This is a genomic window from Kitasatospora sp. NPDC087271 (assembly GCF_044744605.1).
Classification (GTDB): domain Bacteria; phylum Actinomycetota; class Actinomycetes; order Streptomycetales; family Streptomycetaceae; genus Kitasatospora.
The window spans coordinates 55,200-80,874 of sequence record NZ_JBIUYQ010000019.1 but is presented as its reverse complement, the minus strand read 5'-3'; the positions used below and the strand labels follow the sequence as shown (position 1 = coordinate 80,874).

Below are 25,675 nucleotides of genomic sequence, written 5' to 3'. Positions count from 1 at the left end.
GGCAATGACCCGGCAATGGTTCAGACCATTGACGGCCCGGACGGGGGCTTCTACGGTGTCAGCACCGACCTGACGCAGGCATGCCACGATCTTCGGCCGCGCCCCCACGCGCGCGCCCTACGTCGGGCGCACACTCCATCCACCCCCACGGAGGAGCACCATGCGCAAACGTCATCTCGCCGGCGCGGCCGCGGCCGCGATCGCGCTCCCGCTCGTGCTGGCCCTGCCCGCCCAGTCGCACGGCTACATCAACCTCCCGCCCAGCCGGTCCGCACTCTGCGGAGCGGGCGGGGTGCCGTGGGACTGCGGCGACATCCAGTGGGAACCGCAGAGCGTCGAGGGCCCGAAGGGCTTCCCCGGCCGGGGCCCGGCCGACGGCACCATCTGCGCCGGCGGGGACGCCCGTTGGGCCCCGCTGGACGACCCGCGGAACGGCACCTGGCCGACCACCCGGGTGACGGCGGGCCAGCAGCTCACCTTCACCTGGTACATCGAGGCCCGGCACTCCACCACGAACTTCAGGTACTACCTCACCAAGCCCGGTTACGACGCCGGCCAGCCGATCACCCGGGCCAGCCTGGACCTCACCCCCTTCCTGACCGTCCCCTACAACGGCCGCCAGCCCGCCGCCACCACCACCCACACCGCGACCCTCCCCAGCGGTCGTACCGGGCACCAGGTGGTGGTGGCGGTCTGGGACGTCGCCGACACCGGCAACGCCTTCTACTCCTGCACCGACGTCCAGTTCTGACGGTCCTGACCGCTGCACCGTACTGACGGCCCCGGTCCCGCCACCCCTCGTCGGGGCGGCGGGACCGGGGCCCCAGCCGTCAGCCGTCAGCCGTTGGGGAGGATGACGGCGCGCCCGTTGATCCGGCCGCTGTGCAGGCGCTCGTAGGCGAGCGGCGCCTCGTCGATCCCGAAGGTCTCGACGTGCACGTCCACCGCGCCGGCCCGGGCGAGGTCGAGGACCTCGATCAGCTCACCGCGGGTGCCCCAGTACGGGGAGGACACCGAGACCTCGTACGGCAGGGCGCCGAAGCCGACGGCCAGGGTGCCGCCGCCGAGGCCGACGATCGTCACGTCGCCCTCCACCGCCGCCATCGCTCCGGCCGCGGCCGCCGTGGGCGGGGCGCCGACGAAGTCCAGCACCACCTGGGCGCCGATGCCGCCAGTGAGTTCGCGCACCCGGGCGGGCGCGGAGGCGTCGGAGCGGACCGTCTCGTGCGCGCCGACGCCGCGGGCCAGCGCGAGCTTCTCCTCCGTCACGTCCAGGGCGATCACCCGGGCCGCGGTCATCGCGCGCAGCAGCTGGATCGCGACGTGGCCCAGGCCGCCGGTGCCGATCACCACGGCGGTGCTGCCGGGCGTCAGCTTGCCGAGCGAGCGCTTGATGGCGTGGTACGGGGTCAGGCCGGCGTCCGTGAGCGGCACGGCCCGGACCGGGTCGAGGCCGCCGAGCGGCACCAGGTGCCGGGGGCTGTCCACCACCATGTACTCGGCCATCGCCCCGGGGGCGCCCAGGCCGGGCGGGCGGATGCCCAGTTCGGCGGCGCGCAGGCAGTAGTTCTCCTTGCCCTCCGCGCACTTGGCGCAGTTGCCGCAGCCCCACGGCCCGTAGACGGCGACCGGTTCGCCCTCGGCCAGGCCGGTCACGCCCGCGCCGAGCGCGGCCACGGTGCCGACGCCCTCGTGCCCGAGGGTGAGCGGCAGGGGGAAGGAGAGGCGCTCGGCGGGCATGCTCATCACGGCGATGTCGGAGTGGCACACCCCCGCCGCGGTGACCTTGAGCAGGACCTGGCCGGGGCCGGGCTCCGGATCGGGGACGGTGACCACCTCGGGGGCGGCGCCGACGCTGCGGTACTGGACTGCCTTCATGGGTTTCGGACTCCCTCTCTCGGTCCCCCCGGACTTGCCTGTCCCCCCGGTCGCGCTGCCCCGGCTCCCGGACGGGCCGGTGGCGGGCCGGTCAGCGGGCCGCGTAGGCGCCGTCGACCAGGTGGTAGCTGCCGTGGATGAAGGAGGCCCGGTCGGAGAGCAGGAAGGCGGTCAGTTCGGCGACCTCCTCGGCGCGGCCGAGCCGGCCGGCCGGGTGCAGGGCGACCAGTGCCTGACGGGCCTCCTCGTCGGCCGCGCTCAGCAGCGGGGTGTCGATGAAGCCCGGGCCGACGGCGTTGATCCGCACGCCCTGCGCGGCGTACTCCAGGGCCGCGGTCTTGGTCAGGCCCACCACGCCGTGCTTGGCGGCGGCGTAGGCGGGCGAACCGGCGAAGCCGTTGGTGCCCAGGATCGAGGCCATGTTGACGACGGCGCCGCCGCCGGCCGCCAGGATGGCGGGGATCTCGTAGCGCAGCGAGTAGAAGACGCCGTCGAGGTTGGTGGCCAGGACCCGGCGCCACTGCTCGGGCTCGTACGCGCCGGTGGGGGCCTTCGCGCCGCTGATGCCGGCGTTGTTGACGGCCAGGTGCAGGGCGCCGAGGCCGTCCACGGTGGCCTGGACGGCGGCCCGCACCGACTCCGGGTCGGTGACGTCCGTCCCGATCGCCAGGGCCCGGGCGCCGGCGGCCTCCAGTTCGGCGGCGGCCTTGCGGGCGCCCTCCAGGTCGAAGTCGGCGACGGCGACGGCCGCGCCGCCGGCCGCCAGGCGGCGGGCCACGGCGAGGCCGATGCCGGAGGCACCACCGGTGACCAGTGCGGCCTTGCCGGTGAACTCCTGGGGGTGGTCGGTGCCGGTCATGGCGTACGTCCTTTCGTGCGGGTGCGCCGGGGGCGCGGTGGTTCAGGCCGCCGGGCCGTCGGGGGGCGGTTCGGCGGCGAGCAGGTCGAAGGCCCGTTCCACGAGGTCGGGCAGATCCGGTTCGTCGGCGCCGACGGGGTGGCGGACCCAGGCGCGGGAGGCGGCCTGGAGGGCCGCCACGCCGAGGCCGACGGCGACGGCCGGGCGCAGGTCGTACTCCGCGTCCAGGCCGAGGCGGGCGGCGGCGATCCGGATGGAGGCCTCCTCCTCGTCGACGCAGATCCGCCGGTAGGCGGCGGTCAGCGAGGGCTCGGCGGCGATCAGGCCGAACAGCTCCCGCACGCCGGGGCGCCGGTGCCAGGCCGGGTCCCGCTCGTCACCCAGCCAGACCCGCAGCGCCGCGCGGTAGGCGGCCACCGGGGCCTCGGCGGCGGGGCGGGCCGCCAGCGCCGCGTTGATCCGGCCGAAGTCGGCGCGCAGGCAGTCCAGCACGGCGTCCTCGCGGGAGGCGAAGTATCGGCTGAAGGTGCGGCGGGAGACGTCGGCCCGGTCGGTGACGTCCTCGACGGAGACGGCGGCCAGGCCGCGGTCCAGCACCAGCTGGAGGGCGGCGGCGGCCAGTGACTCGCGGGTGCGGCGCGCCTTGCGGTCACGCCGCCCCTCGGTGCTGTGCTCGGCCTTCTCGGTGGTCACGGGAGCCACCGTACACCCGGAAATGTCTCATTGGGACATGAGTCCCGACGGGACGCGAGCCCGCCCCGACCCTGCGGGAAGGCGGGGCCGGGGCGGGCTCGGAGGCGGGTCGAGTGGAACGGGTCAGACCGACGGTTCAGGCGGCCGGTTCAGGCGGCCGGGTCAGGCGGCCGGATCAGGCGGCCGGATCAGGCGGGGACTATCGCGAAGGAGCCGTTGCTGAGCGGGGTCTCGGTGTAGGGGCCGCTGTTGATGGCCTGCGGGGAGTAGCCGTCGAAGACCTGGCCGTTGACCGTGACGCCGGAGAAGTCCAGGCGGCTGAAGGAGGGGTAGCTCTGGCTCGGGGACTCGATCACGGCCTCGGCGCTGACGTTCTGGCCGTCGAGCTGCTGGCGGGTGCTCTCGCTCCAGCCCTTGGTGGTGTCGGTGATCTGCAGGGTGTAGCCGGAGCCGCCGTCGTTGACCACCGAGGCGGTGAAGCTGTCACCGGCGTCCACCGGGTCGCTGAAGTACTGCGGCGGGGCCGGGTACATCTCGTACCAGGCCGAGTAGACCGGGGAGCCGCTGGAGCAGTCGGCCTGGACGCCGGTCTGCTCGACGGTCTGCGAGCCGTAGCCGTCGATGCCGACCCAGGGGGCGAACAGGTCGTTGGCGGTGTTGCACTGCACGGCGGGCATGGTCCAGGAGCCGGAGACGCTCTGGAAGCCGCTGCCCTGGGCGACGTAGCCGCCCCAGACTCCGCCGTCGTAGCGGGCGCCGTGGCCGAAGCGGTGCGCGGCGCCGTAGCCGTGCGCGGCGGTGTGGGTGGCGGGGGCGGCGGTCGCGGGGGTCACGGCCGCGGCGGCCGGGAGGGCCAGCAGGGCGGCGAGCACGAGCCGGCCGGTGCGGGAAAGGGCCATGGGGGGCTCCTTCACTGGGGGTTGAGGGGGTGCCGCCCAGCTTGCGGGCGCCGCGGGCGGGCCGGGAAGGGAGCCGCGTGGGCAGGAACCCGACATGGCGGGAACATGTCGACCGATCAATCCCTTGATTTCGGGCACCGAGTGGCGCACAGTCGGCTCGTCCACTGCCGGTGGAGGGCGAGGAGGGCGCAGTGTCGGGGACGGGCATGCTCGCCGGACTCGGCCTCGGCACGGTCGAGGAACAGCTCTACCTGCGGCTGCTCGGCGTCCAGGCCGCCGACCCGCAGCGGTTGGCCGCCCAGATGAACCTCCAGGCCTCGATCGTGCTCGCGGCGCTGGTCTCGCTGGCCGCTCAGGGGCTCGTGGAGGCCTGCGCGGCCGGGGCCTGGGCGGCGGTGCCGCCGGACGTGGCGGTGGAGGAACTGCTGCTGCGGCGCGAGGTCGAACTGCGGCGCGCCCGGGGGCGGATGGGCGAGCTGATGCGCGCCTACCGGCAGGGCCGGGACGGCAGCGGCTCCGACGGGCCGGCCGAGGTGATCTGCGGGCGCAGGTCGGTCGCCGAGCTGTGGCGCACCCTGCAACAGGGGGTGCGCCGGCAGTTGCGGGTCCTGGACCGGCCCCCGTACATCCGGCGCAGCGATCCGCAGACCGAACTGGCCCTGCTGGCAAGGGGGGTGACGACCAGGGTGGTGTACCACAGCCAGGTGCTGCGCGATCCGGAGCGCCTGGCGGAGATCCACTCCTTCACCACGGCCGGGGAGCAGGCCCGGGTGCACACCGAACTGCCGCTGAAGCTGGCGCTGTTGGACGACCGCTGGGCGCTGCTGCCGGTCAGCGCGGGCACCGAGCTGCAGAGCGTGCTGCTGATCCGGCCCTCCACCCTGCTGGACGCGCTGGCCGGGCTGTTCGAGCTGTACTGGGCGCAGGCGATGCGGCTGCCCGCCCTGCCGGAGGAGAACCCGGAGGACCGGCACCGCCGGCTGCTCCCGCTGCTCGCGGCGGGGCTCACCGACGAGTCGATCGCCCGCCAGCTGGGGGTGTCCACCCGGACGGTGCAGCGCTGGGTGCGGGAGCTGATGGACCGGTTCGGGGCCCGGACCCGGTTCCAGGCGGGCATCCAGGCCGCCCGGGCCGAGCTGCTGTGAGCCGGCTGCGCCACCGTCGGGCCGGCCGCCGGGGCCGGAGGCCTGGCCGAGCGGCCTGAAGGCCGCCGCCGAGGGCGGTACCGCGGGCGGTACCGAGGACATCGCCGACGGCGCCCGGGCCGGCTCCCGCACACGCGGGCCCCGCCCCGCTCCGCGCGAGTGCGCAGGTCAAGGCCGGGCCGGGTGCGCGCGGGAGGCCCGGTGACCGGGAGAATGGTGCGGACAGTTCACCGGAAGTACAGAGAAAGCGAACCCCCACCATGGATCTCGGCGTGCGCTGGAAGCTGCACGGTGACGGGCGTACGCCCGCGCCGGGGGCGGTCGTCCGCCCCGACGAACGGCTCTCCTGGCCCCGCACGGCAGGGCTCGGCGCCCAGCACGTGGTGGCCATGTTCGGCGCGAGCTTCGTGGCGCCCGTGCTGATGGGGCTCAACCCCAACCTCGCGATCATGATGTCCGGCGTCTCGACGATCATCTTCCTGCTGGCCACCCGCGGCCGGGTGCCCAGCTACCTCGGCTGCTCGCTGTCCTTCGTGGGCGTGGCCGCGGTGATCCGGGCGCAGGGCGGCACCAGCGCGACCGTGACCGGTGCGGTGTTCGTGGTGGGCGCGGCACTGTTCCTGGTGGGCCTCGCGGTCCAGCGGTTCGGGGCGCGGATCATCCACGCGGCGATGCCGCCGATCGTGACCGGCGCGGTCGTCATGCTGATCGGCTTCAACCTCGCCCCCGTCACCGCGTCGACCTACTGGCCGCAGGACCAGTGGACGGCGCTGCTGGTGATGCTGTTCACCGGTCTGGCCGTGGTGTGCCTGCGCGGCTTCTGGTCGCGCGTGGCGATCTTCCTCGGGCTGCTCTTCGGGTACGGGATCTCCTGGCTGTTCGACCAGGTCTTCGGCAAGATCCACTCGGTGGACGCGGGCGGCCACCTCACCGACCACTGGCGCCTGGACCTGTCGGGCGTCGGCAAGGCGGACTGGATCGGCCTGCCCGCCTTCCACGGCCCCTCCTTCCAGTGGTCCGCGATCCTGGTCGCCCTGCCCGTGGTGATCGCGCTCGTCGCGGAGAACGCCGGGCACGTCAAGGCCGTGGGCGAGATGACCGGCCAGACGCTGGACGACAAGCTCGGCGTCGCGATCTCCGCCGACGGCGTCGGCTCCATGCTCTCCACCGCGCTCGGCGGCCCGCCGAACACCACCTACTCCGAGAACATCGGCGTCATGGCCGCCACCCGGGTCTACTCCACCGCCGCCTACTGGGCCGCGGCCGGCTTCGCGCTGCTGTTCGGCGTCTGCCCGAAGTTCGGCGCCGTCGTCGCCGCGATCCCCGGCGGGGTGCTCGGCGGCATCACCGTCATCCTGTACGGCATGATCGGCCTGCTCGGCGCGCAGATCTGGATCAAGTCCAAGGTGGACCTGCGCAACCCGCTGAACCTGGTGCCGGCCGCCGCGGGCATCATCATCGGCATCGGCAACGTCACCCTGAAGTTCACCGACACCTTCAGCCTCAGCGGCATCGCGCTGGGCACCCTGGTCGTCATCACCGGCTACCACACGCTGCGGGCGCTGGCCCCCGCACACCTCAAGACGCAGGAGCCGCTGCTGGACGAGGGCACCTCCTCCTACGACGAGGGGTCCGGCGAGGACGGCGAGTCGGGCGGGGCGCAGCGGCGCACCCCGTAAGCGGGGCGGTGGCCGTGGCCGTGGCGGCGCCCTCGGCCACGGCTACGGCTACGGCTGGAGCCGACCGGCGGAAGTGACCGAAAGGTACTTCCGCCCGTGCTTCCGCCTGGCCCGACGGGCCGTCAGGTGGTCGAATCGCTCCGTGCACCCGGGCCGGCCGGCCCGGGCGCGTCCGTTCCGGCCACTCATCCCCCCGGGAGAGGCATGTCCCTTCTGTCGCACCACCGCAAGGTCGCCGTCGGCGCCGTGGCCCTCGCCACGCTCGCGATCTCCTGCGGCTCGGCCACCGCGAGCAGCTCCGCCGTCGTCGCCGGCCCGACCGGGGCCGCCGCGGCGGGCAAGGTCCTCTGGACCCCGAGCACCAGCAAGGGCCCGTCCTCCTTCGCCTCCGTCCAGTGCGCGTCGGGGAACTTCGGCGTCGTCAAGGACCCCGCCAAGGGCAGTGTGTGGCGGGCGTTCCAGGCCGCGGGCGAGGAGCGCTGCGAGACGCTCAGCCCCAACCTGAAGGAGGGCGACACCTTCTACCTCGGCTGGTCGTCCAAGGTCGACATCCAGGACTCCAACAGCCGCTACGTCTTCCAGCTCAAGTGCTCGCCGAGCACCGACACGGCGAACCACCCGATCGAGATCGACGCGACGACCGGACGCATCCGCCTCCAGGAGTGGGACACCGACCACGTCGCGCACTCGCTGTGGACGGCGCCGACCACCAACGGCCAGTGGCACTCGTACGCGCTGAAGATCCGCCTGGGCCGCACCGACGGCACCATCGACTTCTGGTTCGACGGTGTGAAGCAGACCTTCACCACCGGCTCGGACACCTTCACGGGCACCACCTGGGACGGCGACCGCAACTACCTCAAGTGGGGCTCCTACCACCCCTCCTCGGGCGACGCGACGAACACGTTCACCAGCCCGATCATGGCGACCACCCTGGAAGCGGCCACGGCCGGCTCGTAACGACGCCCGGCCCAGATCCTGTCCGGAGGCCCGGACCGCAGCTCGCGGTCCGGGCCTCCGGCCTTTCCCGGCGCGGCGCCGGAGCTCGTCACGGCCGGCCCGCCGCCGGGCCGACCTGCCCCCCGCCGGCCGATCAATTCGCAGCGCCCGAGCGGCCCGATCGGTGAATCCCCCCGGACATCGACCGGTGCGATGTGGCGCCGGTCACACGATCGGGGCCCTCGGGGGCCTCCGGGTGAGAAGGGTCACGCCCGGCGGGCCGGCGGGCGCCCGGACGGCGACAGGGCCCGGCAGGACTGGGCGGGCGGGGTCGCGACACGGTCCGAGGTCCTGTCCGCTTCGGGACCTTGGTCGCGAATCCGGCCGACCTTCGGCCCGGTGGCGGCCCCCTCGCACCCGGGCAACCGTGGACGGTCGCCCGGTGTGAGCGGGTGATGGCGCCGTCCGCCGGACGGCGTCTTTCCCTGCCGTCTACCCGGCGCACGGTGAGCGGGCCATCCGCCGCCGTACGCTCCGGAGGACCCCCAGCACATGTCCCAGACCATCGACAACGCCCCGTATACCGCCTTCCACCGGAGACTGGCCCTCGCCTGCTCCGGTGGACCGCTGCTCGACGGCTACATCCTGAGCATCGTCGGCGTCGCCCTGATCGGGATGCGACCCGAGCTCGGCCTGTCCACCGCGGAGGTCAGCCTGATCGGCGCCGCCGCGCTGGTGGGCATGTTCGTCGGCGGCGCGCTCTTCGGCGTGCTGACCGACCGGATCGGCCGGGAGGTGATGTACACCGCCGACCTGCTCGTGATGGTCGCCTGCTCGGTGCTCTCCTTCTGGGTCGACACGGTGTGGGCGATCGCCGTGCTGCGCTTCGTGCTCGGCATGGCCGTGGCCGCCGACTACCCCATCGCCACCTCCCTGCTCGCCGAGTGGCTGCCCGCCAAACAGCGCGGGCGGCTGCTCGGTCAGCAGATCATCGCCTGGTACGCCGGCTCCGTGCTCGCCTACGTGGTGGGCTACGCGTTCCTGGAGCTGGCCGGGCCCGGCAGTTGGCGGTGGATGCTCGCGAGTTCCACGGTGCTGTGCGTGGTGTTCCTGGTGATCCGCCGCGGCACGCCGGAGTCCCCGCGCTGGCTGGCCGCGCACGGGCGGGTCGGCGACGCGGTGCGCGTGGTCGAGAAGCACCTCGGCGTACGGGTGGACGGCCGCGAGCTGATGCCCGACCCGGCCGAGCGCGGCCGCCCCGGCGGGCTGCGCCTGCTGATGACCCCGCCCTACCGGCGCCGCACCCTGTTCTGCGGCCTGTTCTTCCTCTGCCAGGTCGGCCCGCTGTTCGCGATGCTCACCTTCGGCCCGCAGATCCTCTCCTCCTTCGGCATGCCCGGCGGCACTGTGATGGAGACCCTGGGCACCGGGCTGATCAGCCTCGTCTTCCTGCTCGGCTGCTACCCGGCCCTGCGCCTGATCGACACCCGCGGCCGGCGCCCCGTCATCATCTGGTCGTTCGCCCTGATGGCCGTCCCGCTGGCCCTGCTGGGCGTGTGGCCCACCGCCCCGGCGGCCGTCGCCCTGACGGCGCTGTGCGCGTACGCCTTCCTGTGCGGCGGGCCCAACGTCCTCGACTGGACCTACCCCAACGAGCTGTTCCCCACCGAGATCCGGGCGACGGCGGTGGGTGTGGCGACCTCGGTGAGCCGGATCGGCGCGGCCGTCGGCACCTACCTGCTGCCGCTGTCGCTGTCCGGACTGGGCACCGGTCCGACCATGCTCATCGCGGCCGGCACCACCGTGGTCGGCCTGCTGGTGTGCGTGCTGTGGGCCGAGGAGACCCGGGGCACCGCCCTGGGCGCCGCCCCGGCCGCCGGCCGCACGGCCGCCAGGCCGGCCGTCCCGGGCCAGCGCGTCCCGCAGACGGCGCGCTGAGGGTGCGCCGAGGTGCACTGACGGCCACCGTGTGACGCACCGGCGGCGCTGTCCGGGACCTTCCGGGCGGCGCCGCCCGGCCGACCGGGGCTGAAGTGTGACGCTCGCCACAGGCGATCGGAACGGCTCGCCGACGCCCTCGGGGCGGTGCGGGACGGCCGGCGCCCCGGCGTCGCCGCCTGTCACGCCGGAGGGCGGACGGGCTGTCGCAAGAACGGGCCGCGCCCGCCGCCGCCGGCCTCCCGACCTGGGGCGGCGGGACTCGCAGGTCGGGAGCCGGCGCCGGCGCCGCTCGCCCGCTTCACCCCTCGGCCCGTCCGCCCGCGACGGGCCGCCGCAGCGCATCGCGGTGGTCGCCCCGTGGCGCGAAGCTGGCCGATCCCGGGCTGGTCGGCGGATTCTCGCTGAACCCGACTCAGATGTTCATCCGTAGGTTATGCGACGGTCGACCGGTGGTGGGCCGCTGGACGGAGGGATGGACGATGGGACGAGTTCTGACCGAATTGGTGGGCGACGCGGCGACGTTCGCCGAGGCGCTGGAAGAACGCCGGCCGCAGGTGTTCCGCACCGCGGGCTGGCCGGCGGGGCTGCCCCGGCCGGGCGAGTTGGACGAGGCGCTGCGCGGCGGACTGCTGCGGGTGCCCTACGTCGAGATGGTCCGGGCGGGTGCGGTCGTACCGCCCGCGGAGTTCTGCACGACCCGGGTGGTCGCCGGGCGCCGGGAGGAGGGCTTCGCCGACCCTGACCGGATCGCCGCCCTGCTGGCCGACGGCGCCACGCTGCTGCTGCCGCAGCTGGACCAGTGGCACGCGCCGGTGCGCGCGCTGGCCACCGACATCGCGGTCGAACTGGGCCGTCGGACCGAGGCGTTCTGCTTCGCGACGGGTGCCGGCCGGCGCGGACTGGACGTGCACCGGGACGACGCGGACGTGCTGGTCGTCCAGCTCGCGGGAAAGAAGGAGTGGACGGTCCACGAGGCCCCCGCCGACGGGCGCTGGCGCCCGGGGCTGGCCCCCGAACCCGGCGCGGTGGCGCTCAACTCGGTGCTCGGGCCGGGCGAGGTGCTGTACGTGCCGCGCGGGGCACCACACACCGCGACGGGCCACCAGGGCCTGTCGGTGCACCTCTCGTTCACGATCCGGGAGGCGGGCACGGGGCAGCTGCGCGGCGCCGTCGGCGAGTGGCTGGCCGGCGGCGACTGGGCGGCCGGGCTGCCGGAGCGCCCGGCGACACCGGCGGAACTGCTGGACACGGCCGCGGAGGTGCTGCGACTGGGCCGCGCCCGGCTGGCCGAACTGACCCCGCAGGAGCTGCTGCGGCTGGCCCGGGGGCCGCTGCCCGCGCCGGTGACGGACGACGGTCAGGCGGTGCCGGGTCACGGACCGCTGGCCGCCGACGGCTGAGCCGGGCCGAGACCGGGCGGGGCCTGACCGCACGAGGGCGCGGTTGCCCGGACCAGACGGTCCGGGCAACCGCGCCCCGTAGTGCCGGTACTGCTACCGGACTAGATGCACCACGGACGGGTGCAGGACCCCTCACAGGAGATGCTGAACGCGGACTCCTCCTGCTCGCCGAGCTCGGTCGAGACCAGGTCCTGCACGTCAAGGTCGAACAGCTCCAGCATGTCGTCGGCCATGAGGGCCTCCCTTCGTCAGTGCCACGGTTGACCGCGGCGGACTGCAGCGGACGTTAGGCACTCCTGCATGGGCCCAGCAATGGTTCTGCACGGATGAATGGATTAACTCAGCCAAAAATCGAAACAGTTCGATCGATGGTGGACAGTTTTCGATCGCCGGGGTAGACACGACCCGACCCGCCGTCAGGAGTGCGAGCCGCGTGGCGGCATCGGTACGGGGCGTGTGGCATCAGGCACCGAGGCACGAGGAGCACAGTGGTCGAGACGCACGGAGCGCCCCAGGACGGACTCTTCACCGCGACCGGCCCGGTCCTGCTGCGGACACCCGCGCTGCCGCGCTCGCACCGTCACACCGTCCCGGCCGACCCCGCGCACCCCGCGCCGGGGTCCGCCGAGACCGCGCCGGGGTCCGCCGAGACCGCGCTCCTGACGTACCTCGCCGAGGCCGCCGCCGACCCGGCCCTGCGCGAGGCGATCGAGCTCTCCAGCCCCTCCCTGGCCGACCTACTCGACCAGGTCGCCGCAGGCACCGTGCCCCGCCCGGCCGCGCTGCGCCGGGCGGCCGAGGCGGTCAGCCGCTACCGGTTGCGGATGGCCACCCGGCCGACGCCGTTCGGGCTGATGGCCGCGGTGGTGCCGGCGCGCTTCGGCGCGGCGGCCAAGGTCCGCTGGGGCGGGGCCGACCGCCGCGCCCTGCGGCCCGACCTGGGCTGGCTGCTCCCGCTGCTCGACCGGCTGCGGACCGACCCTGCGGTGCTGCCCGGCCTGCGGCTGGCCGTGGACCAGCAGGCCCGGCTGCGCGGCGGTCGCCTGGTGCTGCCGTACCTGCCCGAGCGTCGGCCCGCCGCCGCCGGTGCCGAGGCGGAGCCGGTCGCCGAACGGACCGTACGGGCCACCGCCGTCGTCCGGGCCGCGATCCGGACCGCCGCCGAGCCGGTCCGGCACTGCGACCTGCTGGCCGCGCTGACCGCCGACTTCCCCACGGCCCCGGCCGAGGCCGTCGCGGCCCTGGTCCGCTCGCTGGTCGGCCAGGGCTTCCTGCTCACCGACCTGACGCCTCCGGCGGACAGCACCGACCTGCTCGGCCATGTGCTCGACCGGATACCCGCAGACCACCCGGTGCACCCCGAACTGGCGGCCGTCCGGAGCGCGTTGGCGCAGGCCGCCGCCCTGCCCGGCGGGCAGGCCACCGACCTGCTGCGCGAACTCCGGACCCGGATGACCCGGCTCGCCCCGGCCGACCGCCCGCTCCACGCGGATCTCGCCCTGGACGCCGAGGTGGTCCTGCCGGACCAGGTCCGCACCGAGCTGGAGAGGACCGCCGCGCTCCTCTGGCGCCTGTCGCCGCCGGCCCCCGGGCCCGAGCACCTGCGCGCGTACCACGCGGAGTTCGTCGAGCGGTACGGCACGGACAGCCCCGTCCCACTGGCCGAACTGCTCGACCCCGACACCGGCCTGGGCCCGCCGGCCGGCTACCGGCGCCCGGCCGGCCCCCGCGGCACGGCCAACCCCCAGCCCGCCCGGGCCCGCACCGACGCCGACGCGGCCCGCGACCGGTTGCTGGCCGAACTGGCGGCGGGCGCCCTCGCCGACCGGGAGCCGGACGGCGCGCTGCCCGAAGTGCTCCTGGACGACGACCTGCTGGCCCGGCTGGCCCCGCCGCGCGACGAGACGGGCGGCGCCGTCGACACCCCGCCCGCATCCCTGGAGCTGTACGCCGAACTGGCGGCGGACTCCCTGGAGGCGCTGGACGCCGGGGACTTCCGACTCGTGCTCTCCCCTGTCGCCGGCAGTGACCGCGCCGGAGCCACCTTCGGCCGCTTCGCCACCCTGCTCGCGGGTGCGGGGGGCGACCGCGGCCCGGGTGCCGAACCGGGCGCGGACCCGGGCCGGTCGGCGGACGACCCCGCGGCGGCCGGCGGGGCACTGCTGGCCGAGGCCGCCGGGTCCGTGCAGTCCGCTGGGCCCACCGGATCCGGCGACCACGGCGCACTCGAAGCGCACCTGGAGTTCACCCCGTACCGCGCGCGCCATGCCAACATCGCCCTGACCCCGCGCTGGCTCGACCACCGGGTGGTGGTCAGCGCCTTCGCCGACCCGGGCGGCCCCTCCGTACTGCCGTTGGACGACCTGGTCGTGCTGGCCGACCCCGACCGGCTCGCGGTGTACTCCCGCCGCCTCGGCCGCGAGGTCCGCGTCGCCACCCATCACGTGCTCAACCTGCGCAGCGGTGCGCCCAACGCGGCCCGTTTCCTCCAGGAGGTGACGCTGACCGGGCAACGGCCCTGGCAGCCCTGGGACTGGGGGGCGGCGAGCAGCGCGCCCGTGCTGCCGCGCGTCCGCCGGGGCCGGGTGGTGCTGGCCCCGGCCACCTGGCGGCTGACCGCGCCCGTCCCGGCGGCCTCCGCCCCGTTCGAGCAGTGGGACGAGGGCCTGGCCCGCTGGCGCCGACGCTGGGGAGTGCCGGCCGCCGTCCGCCTGATCAGCGGCGACCAGCGGATCAGCCTGGACCTCGACCTCCCGTGGCACCGGCGGCTGTTGCACAGCCAGGCGCGGTCCGCCGAGCCCACCGTGCTCCAGGAGGACCCCAACCCGGCCGGCGACGGCGGCTGGCTGTGCGGACCGGATGGTGCGCGGACCGCCGAACTGGTGGTCCCGCTGCGCCGCAGCACGACCGGGCCGACCGCGTCCGGACCTCGCCGCCCGCTGCCCGCCCGGCGCGACCGGACCGTCGAACTCCCCGGCGGATCCTGGCTGTTCGCCCGGCTGGCGGCCACCGAGGCGCGCCAGGAGGAGATCCTGGTCGAACACCTGCCCCGGCTGCTCGACGCCCTGCCCGCCGACGTGGACCGCTGGTTCTTCATCCGCTATCAGGACTCCGCGCCGCATCTGCGGCTGCGTTTCCACGGTGCGCCGCCGGTCCTCGCCGCCCGACTGCTGCCCACCGTGCACGACTGGGTGCGGGAGCTGCACCGGGCCGGGCTCGCCGCCGACCTGCGCCTGGAGGGGTACGCGCCGGAGACCGACCGCTACGGCGGCGCCGAGGTGCTCGCCGACGCCGAACGGGTCTTCCAGGCCGACAGCCTGGTCGCGCTGGCGGCGCTGCGACTGGCCCGGGCGGAGCGCTCGCTCTCCCGGGACCTGCTCGCCGCCGTGAACCTCGCCGGCACCGCGCAGGCCTTCCTGGCCGGCCGCGCGGGGCAGTCGGCGGGGCAGCCAGCGGGGCAGCCGGTGGGAGACCGCGTTCCTGACGACGGGCCCGAGGGCCGCACCGACCTCCCCACCAGTCTCTCCGCCGACCTCCCCACCGGCCTCCCCACCGACCGGCAGGCCGTCGCGCCGGCCGTCCCCGGCGTGCCCTCGGTCGGGACCTGGCTGGCGGGGGTCTATCCGAAGTCGGAGCGCCACCACCAGGCGTTCCGGGCCCAGCGCGCGGCCGCGTTGCGGGCGATCGGCCCCGACGGGCCGACCGTCCCGGCGGGCGGCCTGCTGCCCGCCGACCCCGCGCTGGCCGACGCCTGGCGGCAGCGGGCCGTCGCACTCGCGCGGTACGCGTCCCGGGTGGAGCCGTCGTCGGCCGACCCGGTGCTGGCCTCGCTGCTGCACATGGGCCACAACCGGCTGATCGGGATCGACCGCGAGGCCGAACGCCGGGCCTACGCACTGGCCCGAGGCGCCGTCGAGGCCCACCGGGCCCGCCGCTCCAGCCCGCGGGAGGGGCGATGAACACGACGGATCCGATCCGCGCCGTGGCCGAGTCGCTCAGCAGGCCCGGTGCGCTCGAAGAACCGGCCGCCGGCACCACGACGCCCTCGGCGTCCGCGCCGCCCCCAGCGGCGCACGCGCTCGGGGCCGGCCGCAGCGGCGCCGCGCTCGCGCTCGCCGTACTGGCCGACCGTGAGGACGACGCCGCGCTGCGCCGCGCCGCGCACGGGCACCTCGCGGCCGCCGTGAAAGCCCCCGGGGCGATGCGGGGCGGCGGACTCTTCTCCGGCGCCGCCGCGATCGCCTTCGCCGCCCGCACCATGGCGCGGCGCCCCGGCGAGTACCGCACGCTGCTCGACGGGCTGACGCCCCGGGTCCGGCAGGCCGCGGCCGGGCGCGTCGCCGACCTGCGCGCCGATCTGGCCGCCGGCACGGGCCTGCGCGCACACACCTTCGACGCCGTCTCGGGCGCGGCGGGCCTGGGCCGGCTGCTGCTCGCGCTGGAGCCGGCCGGACCGGCACTGGCCGACCTGCTCACCGCGCTGGTCGCGCTGGCCGAGCCGACCGGCGGTGTGCTGCCGCGCTGGTGGACCGCCGGTGGACCGGGACTGCCCGGCGCGGATCCCGGGTTCCCCCGGGGGCACCTCAACCTGGGCCTGGCCCACGGGGTCCCGGGCCCGCTCGCCCTCCTGGCGCTGGCCCGGCTGCGCGGTGTGGAGGTGCCCGGGCAGGACGAGGCGATCGAGGCGCTGGCGAGTTGGCTCGCCGCCCGGCGGATCCCCGGCCCGGTCGACCCGGACAGGCCCGTCCCGACCGAGCCGGTGCCCATGGGCCCCGACCCGGCCGGGGATCGGCCCGGCGTGGGCGGGTCCTGGCCGATGACCGTACGCGTCGAGGACGAGGAGGCCGGCCGGCTGCCGGCCGACCAGCCGACGCGGGCGGCCTGGTGCTACGGAACCCCCGGTGCGGCCCGCGCGCTCTTCCTTGCGGGCGCGGCCCACGGCCGCTCCGACTGGCGGACCACCGCCGTCGCGGCGCTGACCGACACGCTGCGCGACCCCGCCGGCTGGAACCTCCAGGGCCCCGGACTCTGCCACGGCACCGGCGGCCTGCTGCGGATCGCCCAGCGGATGGCCGAGGACTCCGGCTCCGCCGAACTGACCGCCCGTCTGCCCGCGCTCGCCGCCACCGTCGCGAGCCGGCTCGACACGGCACTCGGCACCGGAGACCCGCCCGGCCTCCTGGAGGGGACGGCAGGCGCGGCCCTCGCCCTGCACGCCCACGCCCGTGCCCGTACCGCTGCGCGGGCGTCCTCGGCGGGCACCGGCGACGCCGCCGAGGAGTGGGACGCCTTCCTGCTGATCTGCTGAGCTGCTGAGCTGTTGAGCTGCTGATCATCAGGAAAGCCGTCCCGCCCGCCGGGCCGTCACTTCTCGGGGGCGCCCTACTCCACCGTCACGCTCTTCGCCAGGTTGCGCGGCTTGTCGACATCGCGGTCGAGGGCCACGGCGGCGTGGTAGGCGAGGAGTTGGAGCGGGATGTTGAGCAGCAGCGGGTCGAGCTCGGGCTCGCTCTTGGGGACGAGGACGCAGTGGTCGGCGAGCTTGTCCTCGGGGCGGCGGTGCGCGATGGCGATCACGCGGCCGGAGCGGGCCTTGATCTCACCGAGGGTGGTGAGGTTCTTGTCGAGCAGTTCGTCGTCCGGGACGAGTGCGACGGTGGGCAGTTCGGGGCTGATCAGCGCCAGCGGACCGTGCTTCAGCTCGCTCGCCGGGTAGGCCTCGGCGTGCACGTAGGAGATCTCCTTGAGCTTCTGCGCGCCCTCCCGGGCGACCGGGTAGCCGCGGACCCGGCCGATGAACATCATGCCCGCCGATCCGGCGTACTCGGCGGCGAGTTCGGCGATGGCCTCGGTCTGCGCGAGCACCTCGCGGATCTGGTCCGGCAGCGCCTTCAGGGCCGCGACGATCCGGCGGCCGTCGGCGGGCGACAGGTCGTGGATGCGGCCGAAGTGCAGGGCGAGCAGCGCGAAGGCGACCACGGTGGAGGTGAAGGCCTTGGTGGAGGCGACCGAGATCTCCGGCCCGGCGTGCAGGTACATGCCGCCGTCGCACTCGCGGGCGATGGCGCTGCCCACGGTGTTGACGACGCCGAGCACCCGGCCGCCCTTGCGCTTGATCTCCTGGACGGCGGCCAGCGTGTCGTAGGTCTCGCCGGACTGGCTGACCGCGATGTAGAGCGTGTCCGCCTCGATCACCGGGTTGCGGTAGCGGAACTCGGAGGCGGGCTCGCTGTGCGCGGGGATGCGGGAGAGTTCCTCGATCAGCTGGGCGCCCATCTCGCCGGCGTAGTAGGCGGATCCGCAGCCGAGGATCTTCACCCGGCGGATCTCGCGCAGCTCCCGGGCGTCCAGGTTGAGGCCGCCGAGGTGCGCGGTGGAGAAGCGCTCGTCGAGCCGGCCGCTGAGCGTGCGCTCGACCGAGCCGGGCTGCTCGTGGATCTCCTTGAGCAGGAAGTGCTCGTAGCCGCCGGTGTCGTAGGAGTCGATCTCCCAGTCCACGGTGGACGGCTGGTGGTGGGTGGTGCGGGCGTCGGTGGTGAAGGTGCGGAAGCCGTCGGCGCGGACGGTGGCCAGCTCGCCGTCCTCCAGGTGGACGACCTGGCGGGTGTAGCGGACGAGGGCGGAGACGTCGGAGGCGACGAACATCTCCTTCTCACCGAGGCCGAGCACTATCGGGCTGCCGTTGCGGGCGGCCACGATCCGGTCCGGCTGCTCGGCGTCGAGCACCGCGATGCCGTAGGTGCCGACCACCCGGGCGAGCGCGGCGCGCACCGCGTCCTCCAGCTCGACTCCCTCGCCGACGTGCGCGGCGATCAGGTGGGAGAGCACCTCGGTGTCGGTCTCGGAGCGGAACACGACGCCGTCGGCGGTGAGCTTGGCGCGCAGTTCGTCGGCGTTCTCGATGATGCCGTTGTGGACGACGGCGATCCGCTCGGCGCCGTCCAGGTGCGGGTGGGCGTTGGCGTCACTGGGCACGCCGTGGGTCGCCCAGCGGGTGTGGCCGATGCCGGTGCCGCCCTTGAACCGGGCCGGGACGGCGGCGGCCAGGTCGGCGACCCGGCCCTTGACCTTGCGGACCTTGAGCCCACCGGTGCGCCCGGTGACGGCCACGCCGGCCGAGTCGTAGCCGCGGTACTCCAGCCGGGCCAGGCCCTCCAGCAGGAAGGGGGTCGCGTCCTTGGGGCCGATGTAGGCCACGATTCCGCACATGCGTGGTCTCCTCTTCGTGAATGCCGTGAGTGCCGTAAGTGCCGTGAATGCCGTAAGTGCTGTGAATGCGCCAGTGCCGTGCCCCCCGCCCCGGCAGCGCTCAGCCGTAGACGATGCGGCGCAGCTGGCGGGCCGAGAGCTCGGGTGCCGCGACCCGGCGGGCGGGGAGTTCCTCGGCGAGCCGGGTGAAGATCCGTTCGTTGGTCAGTCCGCGTGCCTGGAGCTCGCCGTGGCGGCGGCGGACGTACTCCTCGGTGCTCTCGGAGAAGTACGCCAGCACCTCCGCCACGACCCGCGCCGCCTCCCGGGGCCCGAGCGGGCTGGTCCGGGTGAGGTGGGCGAGGAGGTCGTCGTGAGGGTGGGGTGAGCTCGGCACGAGTGAGGAGCCTAGGCCGCGCCGCCTCTGGGGCCAAGAATCCTGCCCGAAATCGGGCAGACTTTACGACTTTCAGCTCAAACAACCAGTCACATCGTCCTCCCGAGCCCCTTCCGACTCCTTCCCGACGCACCCTTGTAGCCGCACCCCTCCGACACGTAGCGTCATTTTCCGCATACGTAGCGGAAGACCGGAGGCTTGCTGATGTGCGGGATCACCGGATGGGTCGCCTTCAACCGTGACCTCACCGCCGAACGGGCCGTCGTCGACGCCATGACGGCCACCCAGATCTGCCGCGGCCCGGACGCCGGCGGCGTCCACCTGGAGCGACACGCCGCCCTCGGCCACCGCCGCCTCGCGGTGATCGACCTGGAGGGCGGCGTCCAGCCCATGACCGTCGAGCACGACGGCCGGCTGCTGGCGGCGCTCACCTACAGCGGCGAGGTCTACAACCACCGCGAGCTGCGCGCGGAACTGAAGGCGGCCGGACACCGCTTCCGCACCCGCAGCGACACCGAGGTCGTGCTGCACGCCTACCTGGAGTGGGGCGAGGGCCTGGCCGAACGCCTCAACGGGATGTTCGCCTTCGCGATCTGGGACGCCCGCAGCGAGGAACTGCTGCTGGTCCGCGACCGGATGGGCGTCAAGCCGCTGCACTACCACCTCACCCCCGACGGCGTGATCTTCGGCTCCGAGGTGAAGGCCATCCTGGCCCACCCCGCCGTCCGCCCGGTGGTCGACCTGGACGGGCTGCGCGAACTGCTCGCCTTCACCCGCACCCCGGGCATCACCCCCTACCGGGGCATCGTCGAGGTCCGGCCCGGGCACGTCGTCCGGGTCCGCCGCGAGGGCGTGTCGGTGCGCCGCTACTGGGCGCTGGAGGCGCGCGAGCACACCGACACCCTCGAGGCCACCGTCGCCACCGTCCGGGCCCTACTGGACGACATCGTCCACCGCCAGCTCGATTCGGACGTCCCGCTCTGCTCGCTGCTCTCCGGCGGCCTGGACTCCAGCGCCGTCACCGCCCTCGCCGCCCGGGTCCTGCGGGCCGAGGGCGCCGGCCCGGTGCGCTCCTTCGCCGTCGACTTCGCCGGCCAGAGCGAGAACTTCCACGCCAGCGAGGTCCGGCCGACCCTGGACGGCCCGTACGCCCGGCTGCTGGCCGAGCACGTCGGGGCCGACCACAACGTGATCGAGCTGGACGCCGCCGCGCTCACCGACCTCGCCCAGCGGGACGCCGTCCTGCGCGCCCGCGACCTGCCCGGCGGCTTCGGCGACATGGACATCTCGCTGCTGCTGCTCTTCCAGGGCGTGCGCCGCCAGTCCACCGTCGCCCTGTCGGGCGAGTCCGCGGACGAACTGTTCGGCGGCTACCGCTGGTTCCACGACCCGAAGGCCGTCGCCGCCGACGACTTCCCCTGGGCGGTCTCGCTGACCGGCCTCGGCGGCCAGGGCACAGGACCGCGCGAACACCTGCTCGACGCCGGCCTGCTCGCCGAGCTCGACCTGCCCGGCTACCGGCGGGCCCGCTACCACGAGGCACTCGCCGAAGTCCCGCACCTGCCGGACGCCGATCCGCTGGAACGGCGGATGCGCGAGATCTCGTACCTCCACCTGACCCGCTTCGTCTGCATCCTGCTCGACCGCAAGGACCGGATGAGCATGGCCAACGGTCTGGAGGTGCGGGTGCCGTTCTGCGACCACCGGCTGGTCCAGTACGTCTTCAACACGCCGTGGGCGATGAAGCACTTCGACGGCCGGGAGAAGAGCCTGCTGCGCGCCGCCGTCCGGGACGTGCTGCCGGACGCCGTCGCCGACCGGGTGAAGAGCCCGTACCCGGTCACCGAGGACCCGCACTACCCGGCGCTGCTGCGGGCCGAGCTCGCCCGGCTCGCCGCCGAGCAGAAGTCCCCGGCGCTCGCCCTGCTCGACCGGCGGCGCCTCGCCGACGCGCTCGATCCGGGCACCGACCCGCAGTCCGTCCGGCTGGCCGTCGACTTCGCGCTCGAACTGCACACCTGGCTGACGGACTACCAGGTGACGCTGGACATCTGACGGCGGGCCGCCCCGGGCGGCGCGGCGGCCTCGACGGCGGGCCGCTGCGCCGTTCGGGTGATTGATCCGGGTGACGAATCCCGGGTGATCATCCGGAACCAACCCGCCGCGCCCGGGCGTCGGACGGTGCGGTAGCGTCGCCGACACCTCCCGAATGGCGGGCGATAACGCGGATTCCCGCCGCCGTGCCGTCAGGATGGGAGCGAACCGTCCACCTCGATCCGCCGGGGGATCACCTCATGCAACCGCGGGTATTCGCGATTCTCACCGCCCTGCTCCTGGGCGTCCTGGGCCTCGGGTCGGTGGCCGTCACCGACTGGTCGCCCGCGACCGCCACCGTGGCGACGACCCCGGCCGCCACCGCGGGCTCCGGCGCCGCCGCGCCCGGCGTCGCACCGGCGGCCGCGAGCGCCACCCCGACCGGCGACCCGGCGGTGTGGACCCGCTCGACGCTGCGCAACAAGCTGATGGCCGAGATGGACGCCAGCGACCCCGGCGTCGCGCTCGCCGACCTCGACAAGATCACCAAGGAGAAGCCGTACACCGTGCGCTTCTGCCACCCGATCGCGCACGAGCTCGGCCACGCGGCGGTCAAGCGCTTCAACGCCGACTTCCAGAAGGTCATCTCCTTCCCGCACGAGACCTGCGCGGCCGGCTACCTGCACGGCGCGGTCGAGGAGATGCTCAACGCCTCCGCCCAGCCCGAGGTGGACCTGCTCAAGCTCTGCGCGCCCAAGAACACCGGCCCGTGCATCCACGGCGTCGGCCACGGCACCATGTTCGTCGCCAAGCAGGACGTCCCCAAGGCGCGCGAGCTGTGCAGCAAGTTCCCCAGCGACCAGAACAAGATCCGCTGTTCCGAAGGGCTGTTCATGCAGCTCTTCGGCCCGGACGAGGAGGACGAGAAGGCCAAGGCGAACCTGCCCGCCGACAAGCTCGCCCAGGACCCGCTGTACCCGTGCAAGGACCAGCCGGCCCTGTTCCAGTCCGCGTGCTTCTTCTACGCCCCGACCTTCTACCTCTCCTCGCACGACTACCCGAACCACCCCGAGGTCTACGCCGACGCCCTCAAGTGGTGCCTCAGCGGCAAGGCCAGCGGCGGGGCGACCGACTGCAGCCGCGGCGTCGGCTCGCGGACGATGAAGTACAACCTCGACCGCGAGGACTGGGCCGCCCAGCAGTGCGGCACCGCCGCCGACGGCTGGCAGCGCAAGGCCTGCGCCGAGGGCCTGGTCAGCTACTACACGGTGAACTACACCGACGACGGCGCGGCCGGCCGGCTCTGCGCCAAGATCACCGACAGGGAGATGCAGGGCTACTGCCGCTCCGCCGGCGGCCTGTCCAGCTCGCTCGACTGACCTCGCCCGTCCCACCGGGACCGACCGCCCCGTCTCACCTGGAGGGCCCGCGCCGCACGGCGCGGGCCCTTTCCGTAGGATCGGCCGACCGGTCCACCGGACCGGACGATCAGGGTGCGCCGAGGACGCCGCGCCTCCCCCGCCCCTGGAGAGCCGCCATCATGACCGCCGAGGACTTCCGCGCCGCCGCGCACACCGCCGCCGACCTCGTCTCCGACTACCTCGCCGAACTGCCCGGGCGCCCGGTCTGGCAGCCGATGGACGACACCGCCCGCCGGGCCCTGCTCGACGCCCCGCTGCCCGCCGCCGGCCGCCCGCTCGCCGACCTCCTCACCGCCATCGGGCAGGACGTCCTCCCCCACCCGATGGGCAACGGCCACCCCCGCTTCTTCGGCTGGGTCAACTCCGCCCCCGCCCCCGCCGGAGTCCTCGCCACCCTCGCCGCCTCCGCCATGAACCCCAGCTCGGCCGGCGGCGACCACGCCGACGTCCACCTGGAACGCGCCGTGGTCCGCTGGATCGCCGAACTCGTCGGCTTCCCACACCCGGCCGGCGGCGGCCTGCTCACCTCCGGCACCTCGATGGCCACCATCGTGTGCCTGGCCGCCGCCCGCAACCGCGCCGCCCGCCGGGCCGGCTGGGACGTCCGCGAGGACGGCCTGGCCGGCCTGCCGCCGCTGGTCGGCTACGTCACCGGCGAGACCCACTCCTGCGTCCGCAAGGCCGCCGAACTCCTCGGCCTCGGCAGCCGGCACCTGCGCACCGTCGCCACCGGGCCGGACGGCCGCCTCGACCCCGCCGAACTGCGGGCCGCCGTCGAACGCGACCGGGCCGCCGGACTGCTGCCCTTCCTGGTCGTCGCCTCGGCCGGCACCGTCGGCACCGGCGCCGTCGACGACTTCGGCCCGATCGCCGACCTCTGCGCCGAGCAGCGCCTGTGGCTGCACGTCGACGGCGCGTACGGGGCCTTCGGCAGGCTCGACCCGGCCATCGCCCACCGCTACGCCGGCCTGGAGCGCGCCGACTCCCTCGCCCTCGACCCGCACAAGTGGCTGGGCGTGCCCGTCGACTGCGGCTGCGCGCTGGTGCGCGACATCGAGGAACTGCGCGCCACCTTCAGCCTCGTCCCCTCCTACCTGCGCGACGAGGCGGCCGGCGCGCTCGGCTGGTTCTCCGAGTACGGCACCGAGCAGACCCGCCCGTTCCGCGCGCTCAAGGTCTGGGCCACCATCGCCCACAAGGGCCGCGACGGCATCGCCCGGGACATCGCCCGCTGCACCGCCCTCGCCCGCCGCCTCGGCGAACTGATCGAGGCAGACCGGGAGTTGGAGCTGCTGGCCGAGGTCCAGACCTCCATCGTCGCGTTCCGCCACCGCACCCCCGGGCACGACGAGGCCATCGTCGACGCCCTCAACCGCGAACTCCCCGCCGCCGTCCAGCGGCGCGGCCGGGTCTTCGTCACCGGAGCCCGTCTCGGCGACCGCGAGATGCTCCGGGCCTGTCTGCTCAACGCCGCCACCACCGAGGCCGACCTGGAGCTCCTGCTCGCGGAGGTCAAGGCGGCGGCCGCGGACCTGCAACCGTAACGCGGGCCCGGCGACCTTAACCACCAGGTCACGGCGGGTTCGTGGACAGGAAACACCCGTCGGGCAGGGTGCTGTCATGGAGCAGACGGAGCACACGGAGCACCCGACCATGCAGCCGACGCCCACCCTCCCCCGGGCCCGACGACGCGGCGCCGGCACCCACCGCTGGCGCCGCGACAGCGTCGAACTCGCCGCCGTCTTCGTCTCGGTCACCGCGGCCGACCTGGTCGCCAAGATCGTCGTCCGCGGCCCCGACGGCCCGGTGGTCCTCGCCGCCGCCGCCCTCGCCCTCCTCGCCACCGCCCTCTTCCACACCTGGTGGTCCCAGCGCCACCACCCCCACTCCCCCGCGCCCCCGACGGCCCTGTGGCGCGTCCGCACCGCCGCCCGCAGCACCCCCGACGGCCTGGCCCGCGTCCACACCGCCCTGGCCGACCAGCACGTCGCCGTCCTCTCCCGCCAGCCCCACCACCTCCCCGGCACCACCGTCGACGAGCTCTACCTCCGCACCCCCCACACCCTCACCCCCACCGACCTCACCACCCTCCTCGCCACCACCGGCCACCCCCTCCTCGACACCCCCACCCGCATCGGCTGACCGCGGCGCGACCACGGCGACGCGGCGGGCTCCCCAATACCGCTCCGCAGGAGGGGGTTCGACGCCCCTCCCGCGAGCCGGCCCGCCGCGTCCGGCTCAGGACCGCGGGGCGGCCGGAGTGAGACGGTAGGCGGGCAGGCCCCGGTGGCGGATGAGGAATTCGGCGACTATCAGGTTGGGCAGCCAGCTGAGGAACGGGACGGCGGCGTAGGCGTTGTCGAAGAAGCGCTCGCCGTCGACGTGCCCCTGGGCGGTGAGCGTCTGGAGGAGGATGAGGACGCCGAGCCAGGACCGGAGGGTGACGGCGGCGTAGGTGAGGGCGAAGCTGCGAATCATCCAGGCGCGGTGGCTCGGCAGGTCGCGGTCGCGGACGGCGCGGTAACCGCGCCAGGTGGTCCAGGCCCAGAGCAGGGCGAGCCCGCCGAAGCCGAAGAAGCCGTTGAAGGCGGCCGAGTTGAAGAACGCCATGACGAACGCGGCCAGGGATCCCACCGCGACCCCGAAGACGTAGACGCGGCCGGTCCAGCGGTGGACGGCGGGGGATCGCCGGCGCAGCGCGGTGGAGAACTGGAACGGGCCGACCAGCAGCGCCAGCGCGGCCGTCACGATGTGGACGTAGAAGGTGACTTGGACGGCCGTCGGGCGCTCGGCGTAGGTGGCGGACACGCCGCCCTTCGACGCGGCGATGGGCAGGCCGGCCTGGGCATACGTCCCCACGGCGTACCCGACGATCGCGAGCGAGGTCAGCAGGACGACGGTCCAGCGGACGCGCCCTCCCCTCCTGCTCGTCGGGGCGGGGGCGGGGGCGGTCGCGGCGTCGGCGGAGGTACTGGTCATCGGTGACCCCGATCGGCTGGAGGTGGGACGGCATCACGTGCACGGTGCGCGTCGCGCGGTCGGCCGGCGCTCTGCTCGCGGCGCCCACCACCACCCCGGAACTGGGGCCTACCACCACGCTGTTCGAACCGCAGCCAGTGTGGCCGGGCCCGCGGCCCCGGGCCATGGAGCGGCCCCCCGGGCCGGGAGGGGGGTTACCCCCACGACCCGACGCGGCGTCAAC

The 25,675-nt window shown here is 74.5% G+C and carries 20 protein-coding genes; 12 read left to right on the top strand and 8 right to left on the bottom strand.

The window, feature by feature from the left end:
* Nucleotides 1-160 precede the first annotated feature (160 nt).
* Nucleotides 161-751, top strand: coding sequence for a lytic polysaccharide monooxygenase (locus ACIO9K_RS27615; protein WP_363585827.1), 591 nt, complete (start codon nucleotides 161-163; stop codon nucleotides 749-751).
* Between the two features lie 86 nt (nucleotides 752-837).
* On the opposite strand, the gene ACIO9K_RS27610 is transcribed toward ACIO9K_RS27615, so the two are convergent.
* From ACIO9K_RS27610 to ACIO9K_RS27595, 4 genes are all read right to left on the bottom strand, one after another.
* The gene (locus ACIO9K_RS27610; protein ID WP_363625969.1) at nucleotides 838-1,878 is read right to left on the bottom strand and encodes an NAD(P)-dependent alcohol dehydrogenase; all 1,041 of its coding nucleotides are present in this window, start codon (nucleotides 1,876-1,878) and stop codon (nucleotides 838-840) included.
* Between the two features lie 91 nt (nucleotides 1,879-1,969).
* Entirely contained in the window at nucleotides 1,970-2,737 is a 768-nt protein-coding gene (locus tag ACIO9K_RS27605) for an SDR family NAD(P)-dependent oxidoreductase (protein ID WP_363629396.1), read from the bottom strand.
* 42 nt (nucleotides 2,738-2,779) lie between these two features.
* Nucleotides 2,780-3,430, bottom strand: coding sequence for a TetR family transcriptional regulator (locus tag ACIO9K_RS27600; protein WP_363625965.1), 651 nt, complete (start codon nucleotides 3,428-3,430; stop codon nucleotides 2,780-2,782).
* Nucleotides 3,431-3,618: 188 nt separating this feature from the next.
* Entirely contained in the window at nucleotides 3,619-4,329 is a 711-nt protein-coding gene (locus tag ACIO9K_RS27595) for a G1 family glutamic endopeptidase (protein WP_363625963.1), read from the bottom strand.
* A 191-nt stretch (nucleotides 4,330-4,520) separates the two neighbouring features.
* On the opposite strand from ACIO9K_RS27595, the gene ACIO9K_RS27590 reads away from it, so the two are divergent.
* The 5 genes from ACIO9K_RS27590 (at nucleotide 4,521) to ACIO9K_RS27570 (ending at nucleotide 11,433) form a co-directional block, all read left to right on the top strand.
* Nucleotides 4,521-5,474 carry a helix-turn-helix transcriptional regulator gene (locus ACIO9K_RS27590; RefSeq protein ID WP_363629402.1) on the top strand — a complete coding sequence of 318 codons (954 nt, stop codon included), beginning with the start codon at nucleotides 4,521-4,523 and terminating at the stop codon, nucleotides 5,472-5,474.
* A gap of 260 nt (nucleotides 5,475-5,734) precedes the next feature.
* Nucleotides 5,735-7,153, top strand: coding sequence for a solute carrier family 23 protein (locus tag ACIO9K_RS27585; RefSeq protein ID WP_363585833.1), 1,419 nt, complete (start codon nucleotides 5,735-5,737; stop codon nucleotides 7,151-7,153).
* Between the two features lie 204 nt (nucleotides 7,154-7,357).
* Entirely contained in the window at nucleotides 7,358-8,113 is a 756-nt protein-coding gene (locus tag ACIO9K_RS27580; RefSeq protein WP_363625957.1) for a heparin lyase I family protein, read from the top strand.
* Nucleotides 8,114-8,644: 531 nt separating this feature from the next.
* Nucleotides 8,645-10,030 carry an MFS transporter gene (locus ACIO9K_RS27575; RefSeq protein WP_363585835.1) on the top strand — a complete coding sequence of 462 codons (1,386 nt, stop codon included), beginning with the start codon at nucleotides 8,645-8,647 and terminating at the stop codon, nucleotides 10,028-10,030.
* 482 nt (nucleotides 10,031-10,512) lie between these two features.
* Nucleotides 10,513-11,433, top strand: coding sequence for a JmjC domain-containing protein (locus ACIO9K_RS27570; RefSeq protein ID WP_400333970.1), 921 nt, complete (start codon nucleotides 10,513-10,515; stop codon nucleotides 11,431-11,433).
* Between the two features lie 101 nt (nucleotides 11,434-11,534).
* Here the strand turns inward: ACIO9K_RS27570 and ACIO9K_RS27565 are convergent, their stop codons facing one another.
* Complete coding sequence (locus ACIO9K_RS27565) at nucleotides 11,535-11,666, bottom strand: hypothetical protein (RefSeq protein WP_279634947.1); 132 nt, start codon at nucleotides 11,664-11,666, stop codon at nucleotides 11,535-11,537.
* Nucleotides 11,667-11,921: 255 nt separating this feature from the next.
* Here ACIO9K_RS27565 and ACIO9K_RS27560 point away from each other — a divergent pair, with 255 nt between their 5' ends.
* Together ACIO9K_RS27560 and ACIO9K_RS27555 are read left to right on the top strand one after the other, a co-directional pair.
* Nucleotides 11,922-15,392 (top strand): lantibiotic dehydratase, encoded by a 3,471-nt coding sequence (locus ACIO9K_RS27560; RefSeq protein ID WP_363629408.1) that lies wholly within the window; start codon nucleotides 11,922-11,924, stop codon nucleotides 15,390-15,392.
* Nucleotides 15,389-16,741, top strand: a complete 1,353-nt coding sequence (locus ACIO9K_RS27555; RefSeq protein ID WP_363629409.1) for a lanthionine synthetase C family protein — start codon at nucleotides 15,389-15,391, stop codon at nucleotides 16,739-16,741. The genes ACIO9K_RS27560 and ACIO9K_RS27555 overlap by 4 nt, the downstream gene beginning before the upstream one ends.
* Before the next feature lie 74 nt (nucleotides 16,742-16,815).
* Here ACIO9K_RS27555 and glmS read toward each other — a convergent pair whose 3' ends face one another.
* Entirely contained in the window at nucleotides 16,816-18,642 is a 1,827-nt protein-coding gene (gene glmS / locus ACIO9K_RS27550; RefSeq protein ID WP_363629411.1) for a glutamine--fructose-6-phosphate transaminase (isomerizing), read from the bottom strand.
* A gap of 100 nt (nucleotides 18,643-18,742) precedes the next feature.
* Nucleotides 18,743-19,018, bottom strand: coding sequence for a hypothetical protein (locus ACIO9K_RS27545; protein WP_063350341.1), 276 nt, complete (start codon nucleotides 19,016-19,018; stop codon nucleotides 18,743-18,745).
* 204 nt (nucleotides 19,019-19,222) lie between these two features.
* Between ACIO9K_RS27545 and asnB the strand changes: the two genes are divergently transcribed.
* From asnB to ACIO9K_RS27525, 4 genes are all read left to right on the top strand, one after another.
* Nucleotides 19,223-21,073: an asparagine synthase (glutamine-hydrolyzing) gene (asnB, locus tag ACIO9K_RS27540; RefSeq protein ID WP_363585840.1), complete on the top strand. Its 1,851-nt coding sequence runs from the start codon at nucleotides 19,223-19,225 to the stop codon at nucleotides 21,071-21,073.
* A gap of 239 nt (nucleotides 21,074-21,312) precedes the next feature.
* Nucleotides 21,313-22,431 (top strand): hypothetical protein, encoded by a 1,119-nt coding sequence (locus tag ACIO9K_RS27535; protein WP_400333964.1) that lies wholly within the window; start codon nucleotides 21,313-21,315, stop codon nucleotides 22,429-22,431.
* A 161-nt stretch (nucleotides 22,432-22,592) separates the two neighbouring features.
* Nucleotides 22,593-24,017, top strand: coding sequence for a pyridoxal phosphate-dependent decarboxylase family protein (locus ACIO9K_RS27530; RefSeq protein WP_400333961.1), 1,425 nt, complete (start codon nucleotides 22,593-22,595; stop codon nucleotides 24,015-24,017).
* Nucleotides 24,018-24,093: 76 nt separating this feature from the next.
* On the top strand, nucleotides 24,094-24,615 hold the full coding sequence (locus ACIO9K_RS27525) for a hypothetical protein (protein ID WP_400333958.1): 522 nt from the start codon (nucleotides 24,094-24,096) through the stop codon (nucleotides 24,613-24,615).
* 96 nt (nucleotides 24,616-24,711) lie between these two features.
* Here the strand turns inward: ACIO9K_RS27525 and ACIO9K_RS27520 are convergent, their stop codons facing one another.
* The gene (locus ACIO9K_RS27520) at nucleotides 24,712-25,452 is read right to left on the bottom strand and encodes a DUF2306 domain-containing protein (protein ID WP_400333955.1); all 741 of its coding nucleotides are present in this window, start codon (nucleotides 25,450-25,452) and stop codon (nucleotides 24,712-24,714) included.
* Nucleotides 25,453-25,675: the final 223 nt, after the last annotated feature.

What these genes read in the sequence shown, in the direction of transcription:
- ACIO9K_RS27615 (WP_363585827.1), top strand. Translation starts at nt 161, where the DNA reads ATGCGCAAACGTCATCTCGCCGGCGCGGCCGCGGCCGCGATCGCGCTC.
- ACIO9K_RS27610 (WP_363625969.1), bottom strand. Translation starts at nt 1,878, where the DNA reads ATGAAGGCAGTCCAGTACCGCAGCGTCGGCGCCGCCCCCGAGGTGGTC.
- ACIO9K_RS27605 (WP_363629396.1), bottom strand. Translation starts at nt 2,737, where the DNA reads ATGACCGGCACCGACCACCCCCAGGAGTTCACCGGCAAGGCCGCACTG.
- ACIO9K_RS27595 (WP_363625963.1), bottom strand. Translation starts at nt 4,329, where the DNA reads ATGGCCCTTTCCCGCACCGGCCGGCTCGTGCTCGCCGCCCTGCTGGCC.
- ACIO9K_RS27585 (WP_363585833.1), top strand. Translation starts at nt 5,735, where the DNA reads ATGGATCTCGGCGTGCGCTGGAAGCTGCACGGTGACGGGCGTACGCCC.
- ACIO9K_RS27580 (WP_363625957.1), top strand. Translation starts at nt 7,358, where the DNA reads ATGTCCCTTCTGTCGCACCACCGCAAGGTCGCCGTCGGCGCCGTGGCC.
- ACIO9K_RS27575 (WP_363585835.1), top strand. Translation starts at nt 8,645, where the DNA reads ATGTCCCAGACCATCGACAACGCCCCGTATACCGCCTTCCACCGGAGA.
- ACIO9K_RS27570 (WP_400333970.1), top strand. Translation starts at nt 10,513, where the DNA reads ATGGGACGAGTTCTGACCGAATTGGTGGGCGACGCGGCGACGTTCGCC.
- ACIO9K_RS27565 (WP_279634947.1), bottom strand. Translation starts at nt 11,666, where the DNA reads ATGGCCGACGACATGCTGGAGCTGTTCGACCTTGACGTGCAGGACCTG.
- ACIO9K_RS27555 (WP_363629409.1), top strand. Translation starts at nt 15,389, where the DNA reads ATGAACACGACGGATCCGATCCGCGCCGTGGCCGAGTCGCTCAGCAGG.
- glmS (WP_363629411.1), bottom strand. Translation starts at nt 18,642, where the DNA reads ATGTGCGGAATCGTGGCCTACATCGGCCCCAAGGACGCGACCCCCTTC.
- asnB (WP_363585840.1), top strand. Translation starts at nt 19,223, where the DNA reads ATGTGCGGGATCACCGGATGGGTCGCCTTCAACCGTGACCTCACCGCC.
- ACIO9K_RS27535 (WP_400333964.1), top strand. Translation starts at nt 21,313, where the DNA reads ATGCAACCGCGGGTATTCGCGATTCTCACCGCCCTGCTCCTGGGCGTC.
- ACIO9K_RS27530 (WP_400333961.1), top strand. Translation starts at nt 22,593, where the DNA reads ATGACCGCCGAGGACTTCCGCGCCGCCGCGCACACCGCCGCCGACCTC.
- ACIO9K_RS27525 (WP_400333958.1), top strand. Translation starts at nt 24,094, where the DNA reads ATGGAGCAGACGGAGCACACGGAGCACCCGACCATGCAGCCGACGCCC.
- ACIO9K_RS27520 (WP_400333955.1), bottom strand. Translation starts at nt 25,452, where the DNA reads ATGACCAGTACCTCCGCCGACGCCGCGACCGCCCCCGCCCCCGCCCCG.